The organism is Leifsonia sp. (assembly GCF_051955155.1).
Taxonomy (GTDB): domain Bacteria; phylum Actinomycetota; class Actinomycetes; order Actinomycetales; family Microbacteriaceae; genus Leifsonia.
The window spans coordinates 42,498-59,045 of record NZ_JBQCGZ010000179.1 but is presented as its reverse complement, the minus strand read 5'-3'; the positions used below and the strand labels follow the sequence as shown (position 1 = coordinate 59,045).

The window sequence follows — 16,548 nt, the reverse complement described above, 5'->3', positions numbered from 1 at the left end:
CTCCCGTGGGTTGCGTTCACCACGGTAGATGTTGACGTTACGTCAAGGTCAACTCCGGCCGCTACGCTTTCCCGCGTGCGTGAGATCCGATCGACGACCGAGGTCGCCCCCGGCATCCTGTTCGTGGAGGGCCCCGCCTCCAACTGGACCGTCTTCCACGGCGGAGGGTCCGTGGAGCTGGTGGACTGCGGGTATCCCGCCGACCGGCCGCTCGTGGAGGCGTCCATCCGGCAGGCGGGTGCCGAGCCCGCGGCGCTGCGCCGCATCCTCATCACGCACGGGCACTCCGACCACCTCGGGGCGAGCCGCGAGCTCGCGGCCGACTCCGGGGCGCGAGTGCAGACCGCGGCGGACGAGCTGCCCAACGTGCGCCGCGAGGTGACCGAGCAGGTCACCGTCGCCGACCTGCTGCCCTCCGTCCTGAAGCGCGGCACCGTGCGCTGGGCGGTCGAGGCGATCCGCGCGGGCGGCCTCGGCGACGTCGGCGTGCCCGCGGCGACGGCGTTCGACGGCGACACGCTCGCGCTGAGCACCGGCCACCGACTGCAGGTCGTCGCGACACCGGGCCACACCTCCGGTCACGTCTGCTTCTTCGAGCCGGATGCCCGCGCGCTGATCACCGGCGACGCCGTGGTCACCGGCCACGCGTTGCTGCGCGACGCGGGAGAGCTGCAGCAGCTGCCCGCGTTCTTCCACCACGACGTGGACGGCGCCGAGCGCAGCGCGCGGTTGCTCGACCTCTGCGACGCCACCGCCGTCCTGCCCGGACACGGCCCGCTGCTGCGGCTCTAGCGCTTCGCCTTCGCCGGCACCTTCTTCTGCGCCGTCTCGCCCTGCGCGGGCACGGTCGGGCTCTGCGCGACCGGCGTCTGCCCGGTCGTCTCGCCGTTCGGGTCCTCCGGCTGGCCGATCGTGATCGGGGTCGGGTGGATGTGGATGCGCGAGTGCGCCTTCGACGCCGGTGCGAGCGGCCGACGCGCGACGGGGCGCACCGGCTCGCCGCGGCGGTCCTGGCCGGGCAGCGGACGCGAACGGCGGCCGTAGATCAGCGAGGACGAGTCCAGCAGCCACGGCACGAGCGCGACGGTCACTCCGTGGCAGAGCATGAGCTGCTTCGCGAGCCGGCGGGCGCGGTGGTTGTGCAGCAGCGTCTCCCACCAGTGGCCGACGATGTACTGCGGCAGGTAGACGGTGACGACCTCGGAGCCGTGCTCCTCGCGGCGGTGCTTGAGATACTTCACGAGCGGCACGCCGAAGTCGCGGTACGGCGACTCGATGATCGTGAGCGGAACGTGGATGTTCTGCTCCACCCACTGCCGCTGCAGCTTCTGCGTCGCCTCCTCCTCGATGGAGACGTGCACGGCCTCGATCGAGTCGTGGCGGGCGGCGATCGCGTAGTCGAGCGCCTTCAGCGCCGGCTTCTGCATCTTGCCGACCAGCACGATGGCGTGGTCGCCGATGCTGCCGAACGTGGTGGTCGGGTCGACCTCGATCTCCTTCTCCACGTCCCGGTAGTACCGGTTCACGCCGAGCATCAGGAACCACAGGATCGGCATGAAGATGAAGACGAGGTAGGCGCCGTGCGTGAACTTCGTGATCGTCACGACGATGAGCACGATGAAGGTCAGCGTCGCGCCGAACGCATTGATGCACAGCGAGCGGACGGTGCTCGACCGTTCCCGGCCGGTGAGGCCGCCGCCGCGCAGCAGCGTGATCCAGTGCTTGACCATGCCGGACTGGCCGAGCGTGAACGAGACGAAGACGCCGATGATGTACAGCTGGATCAGGTTGGTCAGGTTCGCCTGGTAGACGAGCAGCAGGGCGGTGGCGGCCAGCGCCAGCAGGATCATGCCGTTCGAGTAGACGAGGCGGTCGCCGCGGGTGTTCAGCGCCTTGGGCGCGTACGAGTCGCGGGCGAGGACGGAGCCGAGCAGCGGGAACCCGTTGAACGCCGTGTTCGCCGCGAGCAGCAGGACGACCGCGGTCGCCGCCTGCACGATGAAGAAGAAGACGGTGTTGTTGCCGAAGGTCGCCGCGGCGATCTGCGCGATGAGGGAGCGCTGCGGCTGCGTCGCGCACTGCGCCCAGCCCTGCAGGTCGCACGGATTCTCGGCGTAGTGCACGCCGCTGATCAGCGCGGTCGCGGTCAGGCCGATGAACAGCACGATCGCGATGCCGCCCATCATGCCCAGCGTGATCCTGGCGTTGCGGATCTTCGGGGTGCGGAAGGCGGGCACGCCGTTCGCCACCGCCTCCACGCCGGTCAGGGCGGAACAGCCGCTGGAGAACGCACGCAGCAGCAGGAGCACCATCGCCGCCTGGGTGAGACTCGACGCGTGCACCGTGTAGCTCGCGGACTCGGCGACCGGCGCATCCCCGAACACGGTCCGCACGAGGGCCGTGACGACCATCACGAAGATGCTGCCGATGAAGATGTAGGTGGGCAGCGCGAACGCCTTGCTCGACTCCCGGACGCCGCGCAGGTTCACCGCCGCCAGGATCACGACGCAGAGCACCGCGAGCTCCACCCGCCAGGGCGAGAGGAACGGCAGCGCCGAGATGATGTTGTCCACGCCGGAGGCGACGGACACCGCGACGGTGAGCACGTAGTCCACCAGCAGGGCGGAGGCGACGACCAGGCCGGCCTTCTCGCCGAGGTTCTTGTGCGCCACCTCGTAGTCGCCGCCGCCGGACGGGTACGCCTTCACCAGCTGGCGGTAGCTGAGGACGACGGTCACCAGCAGCACGACGACGGCCGCTGCGACCCACGGGGCGAAGGTCAGGAACGCCAGGCCGCCCAGCAGCAGGATCATCAGGAGTTCCTGCGGGGCGTACGCGACGCTGGAGAGTGCGTCCGAGGCGAAGATGGGTAGGGCGAGGTGCTTCGGGAGTAGCTGTCCTTCGAGTTTCTCACTCGGAAGCGGGTCGCCGATCAACCACCGCTTCGGGGATCTCCCCTCAGTTGTCACGAGGGACGAGAATACTCGCTGCCAATTGACTGTCAAGTCGGCGCGTCGGCACGTCGTCCACGAGTGATTCTGGCAACACTGGTGGCCGCACTCCCGACCGCTCCACCGCCGCGGAATCCCGCGGCGGAAGGCCCGTGAGGGGCCTCACTGGGAGTGAGATGAGCATGGCCTGAGTCTTTCTTCAGTGGCGCGGAAACCGCCGCTCACCTGGGGGTCAGCGGCGGTCCAGCGTCTGGATGACGAGCCGGCGCACGCGCGTCAGCTCGTCCGTGATCAGGGGGACGATGTCCGCGGGAAGCGCGCCGCGCGCGGCACGGTGACGCAGCTCCGTCCTGAGCTCCTGCCGGAAGTCGTTGATAGCGAGCTCGGCCTCGCGCGCGGCGGTGTTCGCGGCGGCGCGGGCGTCCCGTGCCGCGTCCTTGACCTCCTGGCGCGGGTCCACCTTCGATGCGGTCCGCTTGGCCTCGCGCGCGGCCGAGGCGAGCTCGGCGCGCAGGGTGCGCATGGCGTCGTCGACGCCGGCGCGCACCTCGTCCGCGAGCCGGCGGACCGAGTCGGTGACCTCGTCCTCGATCGCGTCGAGCTCGTGCTCGCGCGCGGCGAGCTCCGCACGGCCGGCATCCGTGATCGTGTAGACGGTCTTCCTGCCGTCGACCGTCTTGACGACGAGGCCCTCCTCCTCGAGCTTCGCGAGCCGCGGATAGATGGTGCCAGCGCTCGGGGTGTAGGTGCCTCCGAACCGGTCGCTGAGGGCCTGGATCAGCTCGTAGCCGTGCATGGGCCGCTCGGCGAGCAGGCTGAGCAGGTACAGCCGGAGGCTGCCGTGGCCGAAGACGGGACTCACGCCGACGCCTCCGATGTGTTCGCCGCGGCGCTGCGCAGCACGGACACGTTGCCGGAGACCGAATTGACGCTGATGTCCACCCAGGAGCCGTCGAGGCTGCCCGTGGTGTCCGCGTACGCGCGGCCCGGCGAGCCGATCACGATGACGCCGTCCAGCTGCATCCGGCCGGAGACCGTGTTGATGCGATAGCGCGCGCCGACCGCCTCGGTGATGCGGATCGTGGAGTCGCCGGAGACCGTGTTGATCTGGATCTCGTCCGGCGTCCCCGTCAGGTCGAGCAGGACGTCGCCGGAGACGCCGTCGACGCTGAACCGGGGGATGTCACCCGCGGCAGTCACGTCGCCCGAGACGGTGTGCGCGTTGATGCGGCCGGTGTGGTCGCGGACCGAGAGCTCGCCGCTGACCGAGTTCAGCTCGATGTCGCCCGTCAGCCCGTCGACGACGACGTCGCCCGAGACGGTGCTGAGGCGGGCGTCGGTGCTGAGGCCGGAGATCAGGGCGCCGGCGGAGACGACGCCGAACTTGAGCGCGACATCCCGCGGCACCAGCAGGCTGATGTCGGCGCGGGCGCTGGACTTCATCGAACGGAACACCTCGATGAAGTTGTCCCAGCGCAGCTGCGGGTGGTCGATCTCCAGGCGGTCCCCGTCGATCGTGATCTTGAGGTCGCGTCCGTTGACCGAGTGCACCTCGACGCGCGCGCCCGGCTCGTCGTGCCCGATGATGTCGACCTGTCCGCCGAGCAGCCCGACCTTGAGCGAACGGACGACCTCGAGGTCGATGGTCCGGCTCTCCCCGGGCTGGATCAGCCACTTCTCCTGTGCCATGTCTGGCTCCTCACGTGTGCGAATTCACGATATATCGCGATTGAACGAGACTCACGATATATCGCGTCTTCCGGCGTCGCAACCCCCTCGAGCATTTCTCAGGGTCGCCTCAGGGTCCTCCCTGACCCGGCGACTGCGAACCCGCGTAACGAGTGCGCCGCGGCGCGCGGGCGCAGACGGTACGCGGCGCAGCAGTCGTCAGCGGCGCAGCCAGGGCTGGAGCAGACGGGTGACGAAGGGGAGGAGGACGTAGGTCATCGTCGGTGTGAGGCACAGGGTGGTGATCAGCACGGTGGCGAGCGGCCAGAGCTGGTGCCAGCCGGGGATGAGCCAGCCGGTCAGCGAGGTGAAGAGGAGGGAGAGCGGGAAGAACCCGAGCCAGATCGTGACCGCCTGCTTCCAGCGCGGCGGGGCGGCGACCTCGCCGGGCTGCGGCGCGTCGAACCAGCCCTCGATGCCGGTGCGGCGGTCGACGCGGGAGACCTCCACCAGCTCGCGACCCTCGTACAGCCAGTCCGCGCGGTCGTCCGACGCCTCCCAGGCGTCGAGCGTCGCCTCGTCGGCGAACCGGTAGAGCATGTGCCACTCGTCCGAGTCGGCATGGGCGCGGACCCAGCCGGAGCCGAGGAAGCCCGGGTAGGTGTTCGCGAGGTTCACGCCGGCCTGGACCCAGTGCGTGACCTCGGGGAGCCGCGCGCGGTCGACGCGCCGGGTGATGGAGACGGTGACCGGTTGAGGGGGTGCGGCGGCGCCGGGAGCGGCGGAGGCGGGCGCGGGTGCGGGGCCGGGACGCAGGGATGGCGCGTCCGGAAGCGGCTCTTGTGGAGTCATTCCCTTATTCTCACCGCCGCGCATTACGCCCACGTTTCGCGCCAAGACGGCGACCGTCCCCGCCCGGTACGACCGTCCCCGCTCGAGCAGCCCCGCGATGCACCGAACGGGCACAGGCGCGGGAACGGGGTCAGCGGGACGGGGTGAGCGGGGCGCCGTCGCGCACCACGAGGTGCGGGACGACGAGGCGGTGCCGCGCGTCGCCGACGCCGGCACCGGGCTGCACGCGGCCGCCGTGCGCGCCGGTCAGCAGGTCGAGCACGCCCGCCGCGACCTCGTCGAGCGGCTGCTCGACGCTCGAGATGCCGAGCGACGCGGCGACCGGCGTGTCGTCGTAGCCGATCACCGACAGCCGTCCCGCCGCGGCCGTCAGGGCGCCGAGCGCGAGCGAGTCGGACACGCAGACCACCGCATCCACGGCTCCGCCGCACCGCGCCGACAGGCGGCGCATCGCGTCGGCGCCCGGCGTGACGCCGTCCTCCGCCTCCTCCTGGAGCGCGGCGAGCTCGTCCTCCGGCACCGTCCCCGCTGCCCGCATCGCCTCCAGCCAGCCGGCCCTGCGGTCGTCGCCCGTGCCGGAGCCCGCCGGCCAGCCGAGGAAGCCGATGCGCTCGCGGCCGGTCGCGAGCAGGTGCTCGGTCGCCGCGCGCAGGCCCGCCCTGCCGTCCACATCCACCCAGAGGTGCTCGGGATCGGCCATGTCGTCGATCCCCCACGGCCGGCCGAACGTCACGAACGACTGCCCGTGCTCGATCAGCCACTCGGTCCTCGGGTCGCCGTGGAAGGTCGAGGTGAGCACGAACGCGTCGACGTCCGCGGCGTCGGAGAGCCGCCGGAACTGCTCGATCTCGTCCTCGGGATCGCGCGCAGTGAACAGCAGGACCCGCAGGCCCAGCGCGTCCGCCTGCTCCGTGAGCGCGTGCAGGAAGCGGTCGAGGACGCTGCCGGAGATGCCGTCCCTGGTGAGCGGGTCGAGCCGGATGCCGATGGTGGAGCTCTTCTGGGTGCGCAGGCGCCGGGCGGACGCGTGCGGGCGGTACCCGAGCGACCGGATGGCCGCCTCGACGCGCTCGCGCGTCTCCGGGCGGACGATGCCGGGGGAGTTGAGGACATTGGAGACGGTCTGCCGCGAGACCCCGGCGGCGACGGCGACGTCGCTGACGGTCGGTTGCGCCCCCATCCCCGCTCCTCTCCGGTGTCGCGTCCCTCACCCTATCGCCAGCGCGCTTGACACTTTCGAAAGGCCGTGGATATGGTGACACCATCCCGATTTGATCGTTCAAAGCGACTGTAACACGTGGCGAATTTGATCGATCAAAGGAGTTGGGATGCTCGAAAGGTACCGGACCAGAGGAGGTCGGATGCGCGCTACGACGCGGAGCGTCCCCTCCATCGCCGATCCCGGGCACCCGGGCGACGCTCCCAGCGCGGCGCACCATCCTCCACTGGCTCGAGTGCCAGCGGGATTCTCCACGACTTCGCCGACCCATCACGCGCGGACCCGTACCTTTCGGGCACGCTCACACCAAGGAGAGAAACACATGCGCAAAACCACATCCCGTTGGCTCGCGAGCGGCGCCGTCGCCGCCGCGGCCGCGCTCGCACTCACGGCCTGCGGCTCCGGCTTCAGCGGAGGCAGCAGTGACGGCGACACCGGCAAGCTGACCTCGTCCGACAAGGCACTGACGGTCATGATCGGCTCGTCGGGCGACGCCGAGACCAACGCGGTCAAGTCGGCCGTCGCCGACTGGTCGAAGAGCTCGGGCACCAAGGCCAGCGTCGTCGCGGCCACCGACCTCAACCAGCAGCTCTCGCAGGGCTTCGCGGCGAAGAAGCCGGCCGACGTCTTCTACCTGTCGACCGACGCCCTCGCCGGCTTCGCCTCCAACGGCTCGCTGCTCGCCTACGGCGACAAGCTCAGCAACAAGAGCGACTTCTACCCGAGCCTGGTGAAGTCGTTCACCTACGACGGCCAGTTCTACTGCGCGCCGAAGGACTTCTCGACGCTGCAGCTGATCATCAACACCGACATGTGGAAGGCGGCCGGCCTCACCGACTCGGACATCCCGAAGACGTGGGACCAGCTCGAGGCCGTCTCGAAGAAGCTGACCACCGGCGGCCATGTCGGCCTCGGCATCGGCGGCGAGTACGCCCGCGTCGGCTCCTTCATGGTGCAGGCCGGCGGCAACCTGATGAACGAGGACAGCACCAAGGCGACGGCGAACAGCGACGCCAACGTCCAGGCGCTCGACTTCGTCAAGAAGATGCTGAACGGCGGCGAGCTCAAGTACGCCAAGGACCTCGGCGCGGGCTGGGGCGGCGAGGCGTTCGGCAAGGGCCTCGCGGCGATGACGATCGAGGGCAACTGGATCACCGGTGGCCTGAAGTCGGACTTCCCGAACGTCAAGTACAAGGTCGCCGAGCTCCCGGCCGGCCCCGCCGGTCAGGGCACGCTGCAGTTCACCAACTGCTGGGGCATCGCCGCCGACAGCCCCAACCAGGCAGCGGCCCTCAAGCTCGTCGAGCAGCTGACCAGCAAGGACTCGCAGCTCGCGTTCTCCAAGGCGTTCGGCCCGATGCCGTCCATCAAGTCCGCCGCTGACGAGTGGAAGTCGGCCAACCCCGACCTGGTGCCGTTCCTGAGCGCCGCCGACTACGCCAAGGGCGTTCCGACCGCCAAGGGTGCCGCCGACGTCGTGACCGACTTCAACAGCAAGCTCGAGACGCTGAAGACCGGTGACCCGAAGGCCATCCTCGACGCCACCCAGAAGAACCTCGAAGCTCTTCTGAAGTAAGGAACAGGATCACACCATGTCGCAAGCCACGAGTCGGTCTCGCCGTTCCGGAATCCGGCGCGGCGAGGCCGCCTCGGGGTGGTTGTTCACCGCCCCGGTCATCCTGCTGATCGGCGTCTTCCTCGTCGTCCCCGTCCTGATGGCGCTCTGGGTCAGCTTCTCCGACTGGGGAGGCCGGGGCAGCCCCTTCGGCTCCGACGTGAACTTCGTCGGCCTCAAGAACTACGCTGCGCTGCTGGGCGGCGGCGGCCTCGCCGAGCAGGACTTCGGCATGTCGCTCAAGAACAACGCCTGGTACGTCGTGCTGGTGGTCCCGGTCCAGACCGCGATCGCCCTCCTGCTCGCCGTTCTCGTGAACCGGGCGATCCTCCGCGGCCGCGGCTTCTTCCGCACCGCCTTCTACTTCCCGTCGGTCACCAGCTCGGTCGCGATCACGGTGCTCTGGCTGTTCCTGTTCAGCACGAGCGGCGCGGTCAACAAGGTGCTGGCCTGGTTCGGCATCAACGGGCCGAACTGGTTCAACGACCCCTCGGGCATCATCCACAACCTCCTGGCGGCCTTCGGCATCACCACCGGGCCGGCAGCCCTCACCCAGAACACGCTGCTCGGCGTGTCCTGGTGGGACTGGCTGGGCGGTCCGTCCGTCGCCATGAGCGCGTACATCATCATGGCCGTCTTCACCACGAGCGGGACGTTCATGCTCCTCTTCATCGCCGCCCTGCAGAACCTCGGCGGCGACGTCACCGAGGCGGCGATGATGGACGGCGCCAACGGCTGGCAGCGGTTCTGGCGGATCACCCTCCCCCAGCTGCGCCCGACGCTCTTCACCGTGCTGACGCTCGGCCTGATCGGCTGCTGGCAGGTCTGCGATCAGATCTACACCGGCGGCAGGGGCGCTCCGGGCAAGACGACGCTCACCCCGGCGTACCTCTCTTATCAGACCTCGTTCGTGAACCAGGAGTGGGGACAGGGCGCCGCGATCGCGTTCATCCTGTTCGTCATCATCGTGCTGTTCACGATCTTCCAGCGCTGGGTGCTCCGTGAGCGCACGGTCTCGGCGCGCAGGATGCGCCCGTACCAGGCGGCCATCGCCGCCTCCACGGCGTCCACCGCGCCGACGACGCCCACCGCAGCCTCCGACACCTCCGACTCCGCCACGAAGGGAGGCGTCCGATGACCACGACGACACCCGCCGTCAGCCCCGCCGCACCGGCGGCCTCGCCGGCGACCGCCGCGCGCACGCAGCGGCCGCGCCGCCGCTCGACCGGCACGGTCGTCGCCACGTCGATCACGTACGCGATCCTGGTCGTGCTCGCGATCGTCTACATCATGCCGTTCCTCATCCAGGTCGCGACATCGTTCAAGACCGACGCCGATGCGACGGCCAACCCGGTCTCGCTGATCCCCCAGGTGTGGACGACGGCGGCCTACACGAAGCTGTTCGTGAACTCCGACTTCCCCATCTGGTTCATGAACTCCGCGATCGTCACCGTGTTCGTCACGCTCGGCCGGGTGTTCTTCAACTCGCTGGCCGGCTACGCGCTCGCCCGGCTGCACTTCCGCGGGCGCGGGATCGTCTTCGCCGCCTTGGTCGCCGTCATGTCGGTGCCGATGGTCGTGCTCCTGATCCCGAAGTTCCTCGTGATCAACCAGCTCGGCATGTACGACTCGTACACCGGCATGATCCTGCCGCTGCTGACCGATGCAGCGGGCGTGTTCATCATGAAGGGCTTCTTCGAGTCCATCCCGGCGAGCGTCGAGGAGCAGGCACGGATCGACGGCGCGGGCACGTTCCGGGTGTTCTGGTCGATCGTGCTGCCGATGGCGCGTCCCGCGCTCATCACGATCATCATCCTGTCCTTCCAGGGATCGTGGAACGAGCTGGCGCACTTCATCGTCTCCACGCAGGACCCGGCGCTGACCACGCTGACCAAGGGCGTCGCCGGCCTGGCGAGCGGGCAGCTCAGCCAGGGCAGCCAGTACCCGCTCAAGCTCGCCGCCGCGGCGATCATGACCATCCCGGTCGCCGTGCTGTTCTTCATCTTCCAGCGCCGGATCATGAACTCGAGCGAGGGCGCGGTGAAGGAGTGACCGCCGTCCAGCCCACCATCCTCGCCACCTGCGGAGGCCTCACCGGCGGCGCGTGGACCGACTCCGCGTACGGCCCTCTGCTGCACCACGCCATCGAGCTGGCGCGCGTCGAGGGACGCGCTCCCCGGGTCACGCACATCAACACGGCCGGCGGCGATCAGCGGCACATCGAGGGCGCGGAGCTGGAGGCGGCCCGCGCGGCGGGCGTGAACGCGACGCACCTGCGGCTGTTCCCGCACCCGAACCTGGAGGACATGCGCGCGCACCTGCTCGCCCAGGACGTCGTCTGGGTGAGCGGCGGCAGCCTCGCCAACCTGCTCGCCCTCTGGCGGCTGCACGGCCTGGACCACCTGCTCGCCGAGGCCTGGCGCTCCGGCGTCGTACTCGCGGGCGGGTCGGCCGGCGCCGTGTGCTGGCACGAGGGCGGCACGACCGCGTCGTTCGGGCCGGGCATCGCCCCGCTCGCCGACGGGCTCGGCCTCGTCCCCGGTTCGCTCGCCGTGCACTACGACTCCGACCCGAACCGGCGGCCCGCGCACCAGAGCGCCGTCGGCGCCGGCGTGCTGCCGGACGGCTACGCCCTCGACGAGGGCGTCGGGCTCGTCTACCGCGGCACCGACGTCGTCGACGTGATCGCCGAGCGCCCGGGCGTCTCCGCGTGGCGCGTGCGCCGCACGGCCGACGGCGGCGTCGAGGAGACCCGCATCGTCCCGCGCGTGCTCGGCACCCCGACCGCCGACGCACCCGACCTCTCCCCCACATCCACCGCCCGAAACCAGATCGAGGAGGCGCGAACGCCCCGATGACCCAGCCGCTCCAACCCCTGCTCCACGACAGCATCGTCGTCCTGACCGCGCCCAGCCAGGCGTGGTCCGCCGCCGACGGCACCGTGGACGGACACGGGATCCACGGGTTCTACAACTCCGACCTGCGCGTCCTCGACCGCATCGTCCTGCGCGTCGGCGGCGAGCTGCCCGAGCACATCGCGACGGCGACTCCGGATGCCGCGACGGCGGTGTTCACGTCCCTCGCCCGCCGGATCGACGACGCGACGGCCGACCCGCGGGTGCGCGTCGAGCGGACGCGCCGCGTCGTCGCCGGGGAGCTGCGCGAGACGGTGGTGGTGCGCAACGCTCTGTCCACTCCGCTGAGCACGACCGTGTCCGTGGACGTGCGGGCCGACTTCAGCCCGATGCAGGTGATCAAGGCCGGGCTGACCGGCGCCGAGCACCCGGTGACGGTGACGGCGACCGAGGCGGGCCTCGCGCTCGCCTCGGGTCCCGTGACGGCGCGGCTGGTCGCCGACGGCGCCGAGATCGCCGTGGACGTCGCCCGGAGCGTCCTCACCTGGGACGTCCACATCCCCGCTCGCGGCTCGGTCGAGGTCGGCTGGACCGCGACGGTCGACGACCCGACGGCCGTGGTGTCGGGCGCCGCGCCGTCCGCCGAGTGGGCGGAGTTCGCCGCCGCGACGGGCGACTCACGTCTCGCGGCCTGGCTGCAGACGGCGATCGCCGACCTGCAGGGGCTGCGGATGTCCACCTCCGAGCGCCCGGACGAGGTGTTCCTCGCCGCCGGCGCGCCCTGGTTCTTCACCCTGTTCGGCCGCGACTCGCTCTGGGCCGCACGGATGCTGCTGCCGCTCGGCACCGAGCTCGCCGCGTCGACCCTGCGCATCCTCGCCCACTTCCAGGGCACCCGCTCCGTGGCGGAGACCGCCGAGCAGCCGGGCAAGATCATGCACGAGCTCCGCCCCGCCGCGCTCACCATCCCCGGCGAGGGTGTCGTGCTCCCGCCGCTCTACTACGGCACCGTCGACGCGACCGCGCTCTGGGTGATGCTCCTGCACGATGCCTGGAAGTGGGGTATGCCGGAGGCCGAGGTCGAGGCGCTGCTCCCGCACCTGGAGGCGGCCCTCGCGTGGATGCGGGACTACGGCGACACCGACGGCGACGGGTTCCTGGAGTACGTCGACACCACGGGGCACGGGCTCGCCAACCAGGGCTGGAAGGACTCCGGCGACTCCATCCAGTGGAGGGACGGCACGCTCGCAGAGGGCCCGATCGCGCTGTGCGAGGTACAGGGCTACGCCTACGAGGCCGCGGTCGGCGGCGCCGAGCTGCTCGCCGCGTTCGGCCGGCAGGGCGCGGACGAGTGGCGCGCCTGGGCGGCGGACCTCAAGGCCCGGTTCGCCGAGGCCTTCTGGATCGACGATCCGGTGGGCGCGTACCCCGCCGTCGCCCTGGACGCCGCGGGACGCAAGGTGGACACGGTCACCAGCAACATCGGGCACCTGCTCGGAACGGGCATCCTCACCGCGGAGCAGTCCGCGCTGATCGCGCGGCGGCTGGCGTCGCCGGAGCTCTCCTCCGGCTACGGGCTGCGCACGATGTCCACCGACGCCGGCGGCTTCTGGCCGCTGAGCTACCACGGCGGCTCGGTGTGGGCGCACGATACCGCCATCGCCGTCGCCGGCCTCGCCAAGGACGGCCACACCGCGGAGGCGGACGCGCTGGCGGACGGGCTGCTCGCCGCGGCCGCGGGCTTCGGCTACCGCATGCCGGAGCTGCACTCCGGCGACAGCGCCGCGGACACGGCGACGCCGGTCCCCTACCCGGCAGCGTGCCGGCCGCAGGCCTGGTCGGCCGCCGCCGCGGTGGCCGTCCTCTCGGCACGGCTCGGCCTGCGAGCCGACGCGCAGCGGGGCACGCTCGAGGTGAGCCCCAGCGACGGCGCCGGACGCATCCACGTCGACGGCATCCGCTTCGCCGGCGCGTCCAGGACGATCGAGGCCGGCTGACCGCCGCCCCGCACCTGCTCCTCGCCCCATCGAGGAGCACGAGGACGCCCCCATCCGCCAGCGGACGGGGGCGTTTTCGTTGCCCTAAGCGCTGGACGTCAGAGCTGGGCGACGACCTGGCGCGCGATCACGCGGCCGGCCCGGTTCGCACCGATCGTGCTCGCCTGCGGGCCGTAGCCGGCCAGGAAGATCCGCGGGTCCTGCCAGGACGCCCCGGACGCGACGGTCAGCCCGCCCGCCTTCTCGCGCAGCCGCAGCGGCGCCAGGTGCCGCAGCTCCGGCCGGAACCCGGTGGCCCAGATGATCGCGTCCGCCCGGGTGAACGAGCCGTCCTCCCAGCGCACGCCGTCCGGCTCGACACGGGAGAACATCGGGCGCTCCACCAGCAGACCGCGGTCGATGCCGGCCGCGATGCGCCGGGTGCGCGGGACGCCGGTCCCGGAGACGATGCTCGGCAGCGCCGCGCCGGCACGCGCGGCGGCGTCCTGCTGCGCGACCGCGGCGACACCGCCCTCGATCGTCAGCTCCGACTCGTCGCGGAAGTCCACCGGCCGCCTGGTCGCCCAGGTCAGGGCGGACGCGACACCCTCCAGCTCCAGCAGGAAGCCGATCGCGCTGGTGCCGCCGCCGACCACCACGACGTCCTGACCGGCGAATTCCTCCGCCGACACATAGTGGGAGGTGTGTACGTGCCGGCCGCGGAATCCATCCATCCCCGGGTACCACGGGATGAACGGCGCACCCCAGGTGCCCGACGCGTTGACGACGACGCGCGTGCGCGTCTCCCCCTCGCTGTGCGCGACGACGAGGTCCGCCCCGCGGTCGAAGACGCGGTGCACGCTGATCGGCCGGCGCACGTCCAGCCCGTAGTGGTCCTCGTAGCGGCGGTAGTAGCCGGCGACGATGTCCTTGGCCGGGAGTAGGCGATCGGCGGTCTCGAAGCTGAGCCCCAGCTCGGCCATCCCCGGCAGGTCGGTCACGTGGTGGGCGCTGCCGAGGCGCAGCGCGTCCCAGCGGTGCTGCCACGCCCCGCCGGTGCCGGGACCCCGGTCGTAGATCACGAAATCGGAGCCGGGGGCGAGCTCGAAACGGCGCAGGTAATAGGCGACTGCGAGGCCCGCCTGGCCGGCGCCGACGATCACCACCTGGGTGTCGTTCACTGCTGCGGTCACGCGCTCATTCCATCATTTCTCGCTGTGGGCGAACTCCAGGCTCACGAGGGCCTGCATGCTAAACTCGATGCTAGTTTTCATCATTCTGTTCGATTCCCGGTAGCCATCCCCGGGACGGGACCAAAAGGGGGTCACGCATGGGGCGCGGCCGTCAGAAGGCAAAGCACACCAAGATCGCTCGACAGTTGAAGTCGTTCAGCCCCGACGTCAACTACGACGCGCTCGAGCGTGAGCTCACCGGACATTCCCACCACGAAGACGACCAGTACGCCGCGTGGGCCGACTACGAGCCCGAGGGCGACTACGGCGGCTACGACGCCGAAGACGACGGCTTCGAGGGTACCGAGCCCGAGACCCCCAAGCGCCGCGCCTGACCGAAGCGCGCGAAGCGCCCCTGCGGGATTCCTCCCGCGGCATATGGACGGCCCAGACCGGGCCTTCTCGGAGCGGGCCCGCTCAGAGCCAGCCCTGACGCGTCGCGATCGCGACCGCCTCCGACCGGTTCCGCGCGCCCGTCTTGCCGATCGCGCTGGACAGGTGGTTGCGCACCGTGCCGTCGCTCAGGTGCAGCCGGCGCGCGATGTCCGTGATGGTGCCTCCCGCACCCGCGACCGCGAGCACCTCCGCCTCGCGGACCGTCAGCGGTGAGGCGCCGGACGCGAGCGACTCCGCGGCGAGCGCCGGGTCCACCACGCGCAGCCCCGAGGCGACCCGCCGCACCGCGTCGGCAAGCTGCCCGGAGGGCGTGTCCTTGACGATGAAGCCGGACGCCCCCGCCTCCATCGCCCTGCGCAGGTAGCCGGGCCGGCCGAACGTCGTCACGATCAGCGAGCGGCAGGACGGCAGCTCCGCCGCGAGCCTGGCCGCCACCTGGATACCGTCGAGGCCGGGCATCTCCACGTCGAGCAGCGCGACGTCGGCGGCCGACGCACGCGCCGCATCCAGCACCTCGTCGCCGCGGCCCACCTGGGCGACCACCTCCAGGTCGCGCTCCAGCTCCAGCAGCGCGGCCAGGGCGCCGCGCACGAGCGCCTGGTCGTCGGCGAGCAGCAGGCGGATGGTCACGCGGTCCTCCGTACGGTCAGCAGGGTCCCGCCGCGCGGTCCCCGGTCGATGCTCACGGTCGCGCCGGAGGCCTCCGCGCGAGCGGTGAGCCCGGCGATGCCGCTGCCCTGCCGCTCGACACCGGCCGCGCCGACGGGCGCCTGGCCGGCGGCGGCGGGTCCGCGGCCGTCGTCCTCGATCTCCAGGCTGTCCGGCCCGACCCGCACCCAGCAGTTCTGCGAGCGGGAGTGCCGGATCACGTTCGTCACGCCCTCGCGCAGCACCCAGCCGAACAGCTCGCGCAGATCGGGGGCCACCTCCTCGCCGTTGCGCGGCAGGTGCGCCTGGATGTCGGCGGCGGCGAGCCCGGCCTGGGCGGCGGCCAGCTCGGTGGACAGGCTCATCTCCCGGTAGCCGGCGACGGCGGCGCGCAGGTCGGCCAGCGCGGAGCGGGTCAGGCGTTCGATGTCGGCGAGCTCCTCCTCCGCCCGTGCGGGATCCGACGGGATGAGGCGGCGCGCCAGCTCCGACTTCACCGTGACGACGGTGAGTGAGTGCCCGAGCACGTCGTGCATGTCGCGCGAGAACCGGGCGCGCTCCTCCACCACGGCGAGCCGGGCGATCTCGCCCTGCGCGTTCCGCAGCCGGCGGAGCGCATCGATCTGGCGGGCGAAGGCGCTCATCATCACGCCGATGGAGACCGTGATGAGCGCGATGTACCAGTCGTCCTCGAACGTCCCGGCCAGCACGAAGATCAGCAGCTGGAGGGCGCCGAGCCCCAGGATGATCCCGGTGGCGAGCGCGAAACGCGCGATCACCATCCCGACGACGCAGGCGACGTACACCCATGTCCAGCAGGCGGCGATCCCGATGAACGGCACGAGCGCGAGCGTCAGCGCGAAGTAGCAGGCGGTGCCGATCAGCCGCACGCGCTCGCCCTCCCACCAGAGCAGCGGAGGGAGGGCGAGGAACGCCGCGTAGACGACGGCGAGCAGCGCCGTCGCGGCCAGCTTGGTGGCGAGGTCGCCATCCGATGCCCAGAGCGAGCCGAGCACCGAGATCTGGTACAGCAGGCCGATCAGCGCGCCCGGATACCAGCGGAACGCGGCCGGGTGGCGGAGCCGGGCCCAGACACCGGCCGGCCGCCGGTCATCGACGTCGCGCGAGAACACGTC

15 protein-coding genes are annotated in these 16,548 nt (G+C 71.1%); 7 read left to right on the top strand and 8 right to left on the bottom strand.

Features of this window, described 5'->3' with window-relative positions:
• The first annotated feature begins 75 nt into the window (after positions 1-75).
• A complete protein-coding gene (locus ACTHMF_RS19305; RefSeq protein ID WP_440319852.1) occupies positions 76-792 on the top strand; it encodes an MBL fold metallo-hydrolase in 717 nt (238 codons plus the stop codon).
• Here the strand turns inward: ACTHMF_RS19305 and ACTHMF_RS19300 are convergent.
• The 5 genes from ACTHMF_RS19300 to ACTHMF_RS19280 form a co-directional block, all read right to left on the bottom strand.
• Positions 789-2,936: an APC family permease gene (locus tag ACTHMF_RS19300; RefSeq protein ID WP_440319850.1), complete on the bottom strand. Its 2,148-nt coding sequence runs from the start codon at positions 2,934-2,936 to the stop codon at positions 789-791. The genes ACTHMF_RS19305 and ACTHMF_RS19300 overlap by 4 nt on opposite strands.
• A 247-nt stretch (positions 2,937-3,183) precedes the next feature.
• Complete coding sequence (locus ACTHMF_RS19295; protein ID WP_314148684.1) at positions 3,184-3,813, bottom strand: PadR family transcriptional regulator; 630 nt, start codon at positions 3,811-3,813, stop codon at positions 3,184-3,186.
• Positions 3,810-4,640 carry a DUF4097 family beta strand repeat-containing protein gene (locus ACTHMF_RS19290; RefSeq protein ID WP_314148683.1) on the bottom strand — a complete coding sequence of 277 codons (831 nt, stop codon included), beginning with the start codon at positions 4,638-4,640 and terminating at the stop codon, positions 3,810-3,812. Before ACTHMF_RS19290 ends, ACTHMF_RS19295 begins: the two co-directional genes overlap by 4 nt.
• Positions 4,641-4,838: 198 nt before the next feature.
• On the bottom strand, positions 4,839-5,471 hold the full coding sequence (locus tag ACTHMF_RS19285; RefSeq protein WP_440319848.1) for an antibiotic biosynthesis monooxygenase: 633 nt from the start codon (positions 5,469-5,471) through the stop codon (positions 4,839-4,841).
• A gap of 130 nt (positions 5,472-5,601) precedes the next feature.
• The gene (locus tag ACTHMF_RS19280) at positions 5,602-6,651 is read right to left on the bottom strand and encodes a LacI family DNA-binding transcriptional regulator (protein ID WP_440319846.1); all 1,050 of its coding nucleotides are present in this window, start codon (positions 6,649-6,651) and stop codon (positions 5,602-5,604) included.
• A gap of 361 nt (positions 6,652-7,012) precedes the next feature.
• On the opposite strand from ACTHMF_RS19280, the gene ACTHMF_RS19275 reads away from it, so the two are divergent.
• From ACTHMF_RS19275 to ACTHMF_RS19255, 5 genes are read left to right on the top strand one after another with little or no spacing between them, the layout of a single operon-like run.
• Positions 7,013-8,266 (top strand): sugar ABC transporter substrate-binding protein, encoded by a 1,254-nt coding sequence (locus tag ACTHMF_RS19275; protein ID WP_440319845.1) that lies wholly within the window; start codon positions 7,013-7,015, stop codon positions 8,264-8,266.
• 16 nt (positions 8,267-8,282) lie between these two features.
• Positions 8,283-9,443 (top strand): carbohydrate ABC transporter permease, encoded by a 1,161-nt coding sequence (locus tag ACTHMF_RS19270; RefSeq protein WP_440319843.1) that lies wholly within the window; start codon positions 8,283-8,285, stop codon positions 9,441-9,443.
• Entirely contained in the window at positions 9,440-10,357 is a 918-nt protein-coding gene (locus ACTHMF_RS19265; RefSeq protein WP_440319841.1) for a carbohydrate ABC transporter permease, read from the top strand. The genes ACTHMF_RS19270 and ACTHMF_RS19265 overlap by 4 nt, the downstream gene beginning before the upstream one ends.
• Positions 10,354-11,163 (top strand): Type 1 glutamine amidotransferase-like domain-containing protein, encoded by an 810-nt coding sequence (locus tag ACTHMF_RS19260; RefSeq protein ID WP_440319839.1) that lies wholly within the window; start codon positions 10,354-10,356, stop codon positions 11,161-11,163. The genes ACTHMF_RS19265 and ACTHMF_RS19260 overlap by 4 nt, the downstream gene beginning before the upstream one ends.
• Positions 11,160-13,157, top strand: coding sequence for a glycogen debranching N-terminal domain-containing protein (locus ACTHMF_RS19255; protein ID WP_440319837.1), 1,998 nt, complete (start codon positions 11,160-11,162; stop codon positions 13,155-13,157). Before ACTHMF_RS19260 ends, ACTHMF_RS19255 begins: the two co-directional genes overlap by 4 nt.
• A gap of 98 nt (positions 13,158-13,255) precedes the next feature.
• Here ACTHMF_RS19255 and ACTHMF_RS19250 read toward each other — a convergent pair whose 3' ends face one another.
• Entirely contained in the window at positions 13,256-14,329 is a 1,074-nt protein-coding gene (locus tag ACTHMF_RS19250) for an NAD(P)-binding domain-containing protein (RefSeq protein ID WP_314148675.1), read from the bottom strand.
• A 137-nt stretch (positions 14,330-14,466) separates the two neighbouring features.
• Here ACTHMF_RS19250 and ACTHMF_RS19245 point away from each other — a divergent pair, with 137 nt between their 5' ends.
• A complete protein-coding gene (locus ACTHMF_RS19245; protein ID WP_440319836.1) occupies positions 14,467-14,703 on the top strand; it encodes a DUF3073 domain-containing protein in 237 nt (78 codons plus the stop codon).
• A gap of 82 nt (positions 14,704-14,785) precedes the next feature.
• On the opposite strand, the gene ACTHMF_RS19240 is transcribed toward ACTHMF_RS19245, so the two are convergent.
• Positions 14,786-15,394, bottom strand: coding sequence for a response regulator (locus ACTHMF_RS19240; protein WP_440319834.1), 609 nt, complete (start codon positions 15,392-15,394; stop codon positions 14,786-14,788).
• Positions 15,391-16,545: a sensor histidine kinase gene (locus ACTHMF_RS19235; protein ID WP_440319833.1), complete on the bottom strand. Its 1,155-nt coding sequence runs from the start codon at positions 16,543-16,545 to the stop codon at positions 15,391-15,393. The genes ACTHMF_RS19240 and ACTHMF_RS19235 overlap by 4 nt, the downstream gene beginning before the upstream one ends.
• Between the last annotated feature and the right edge of the window lie 3 nt (positions 16,546-16,548).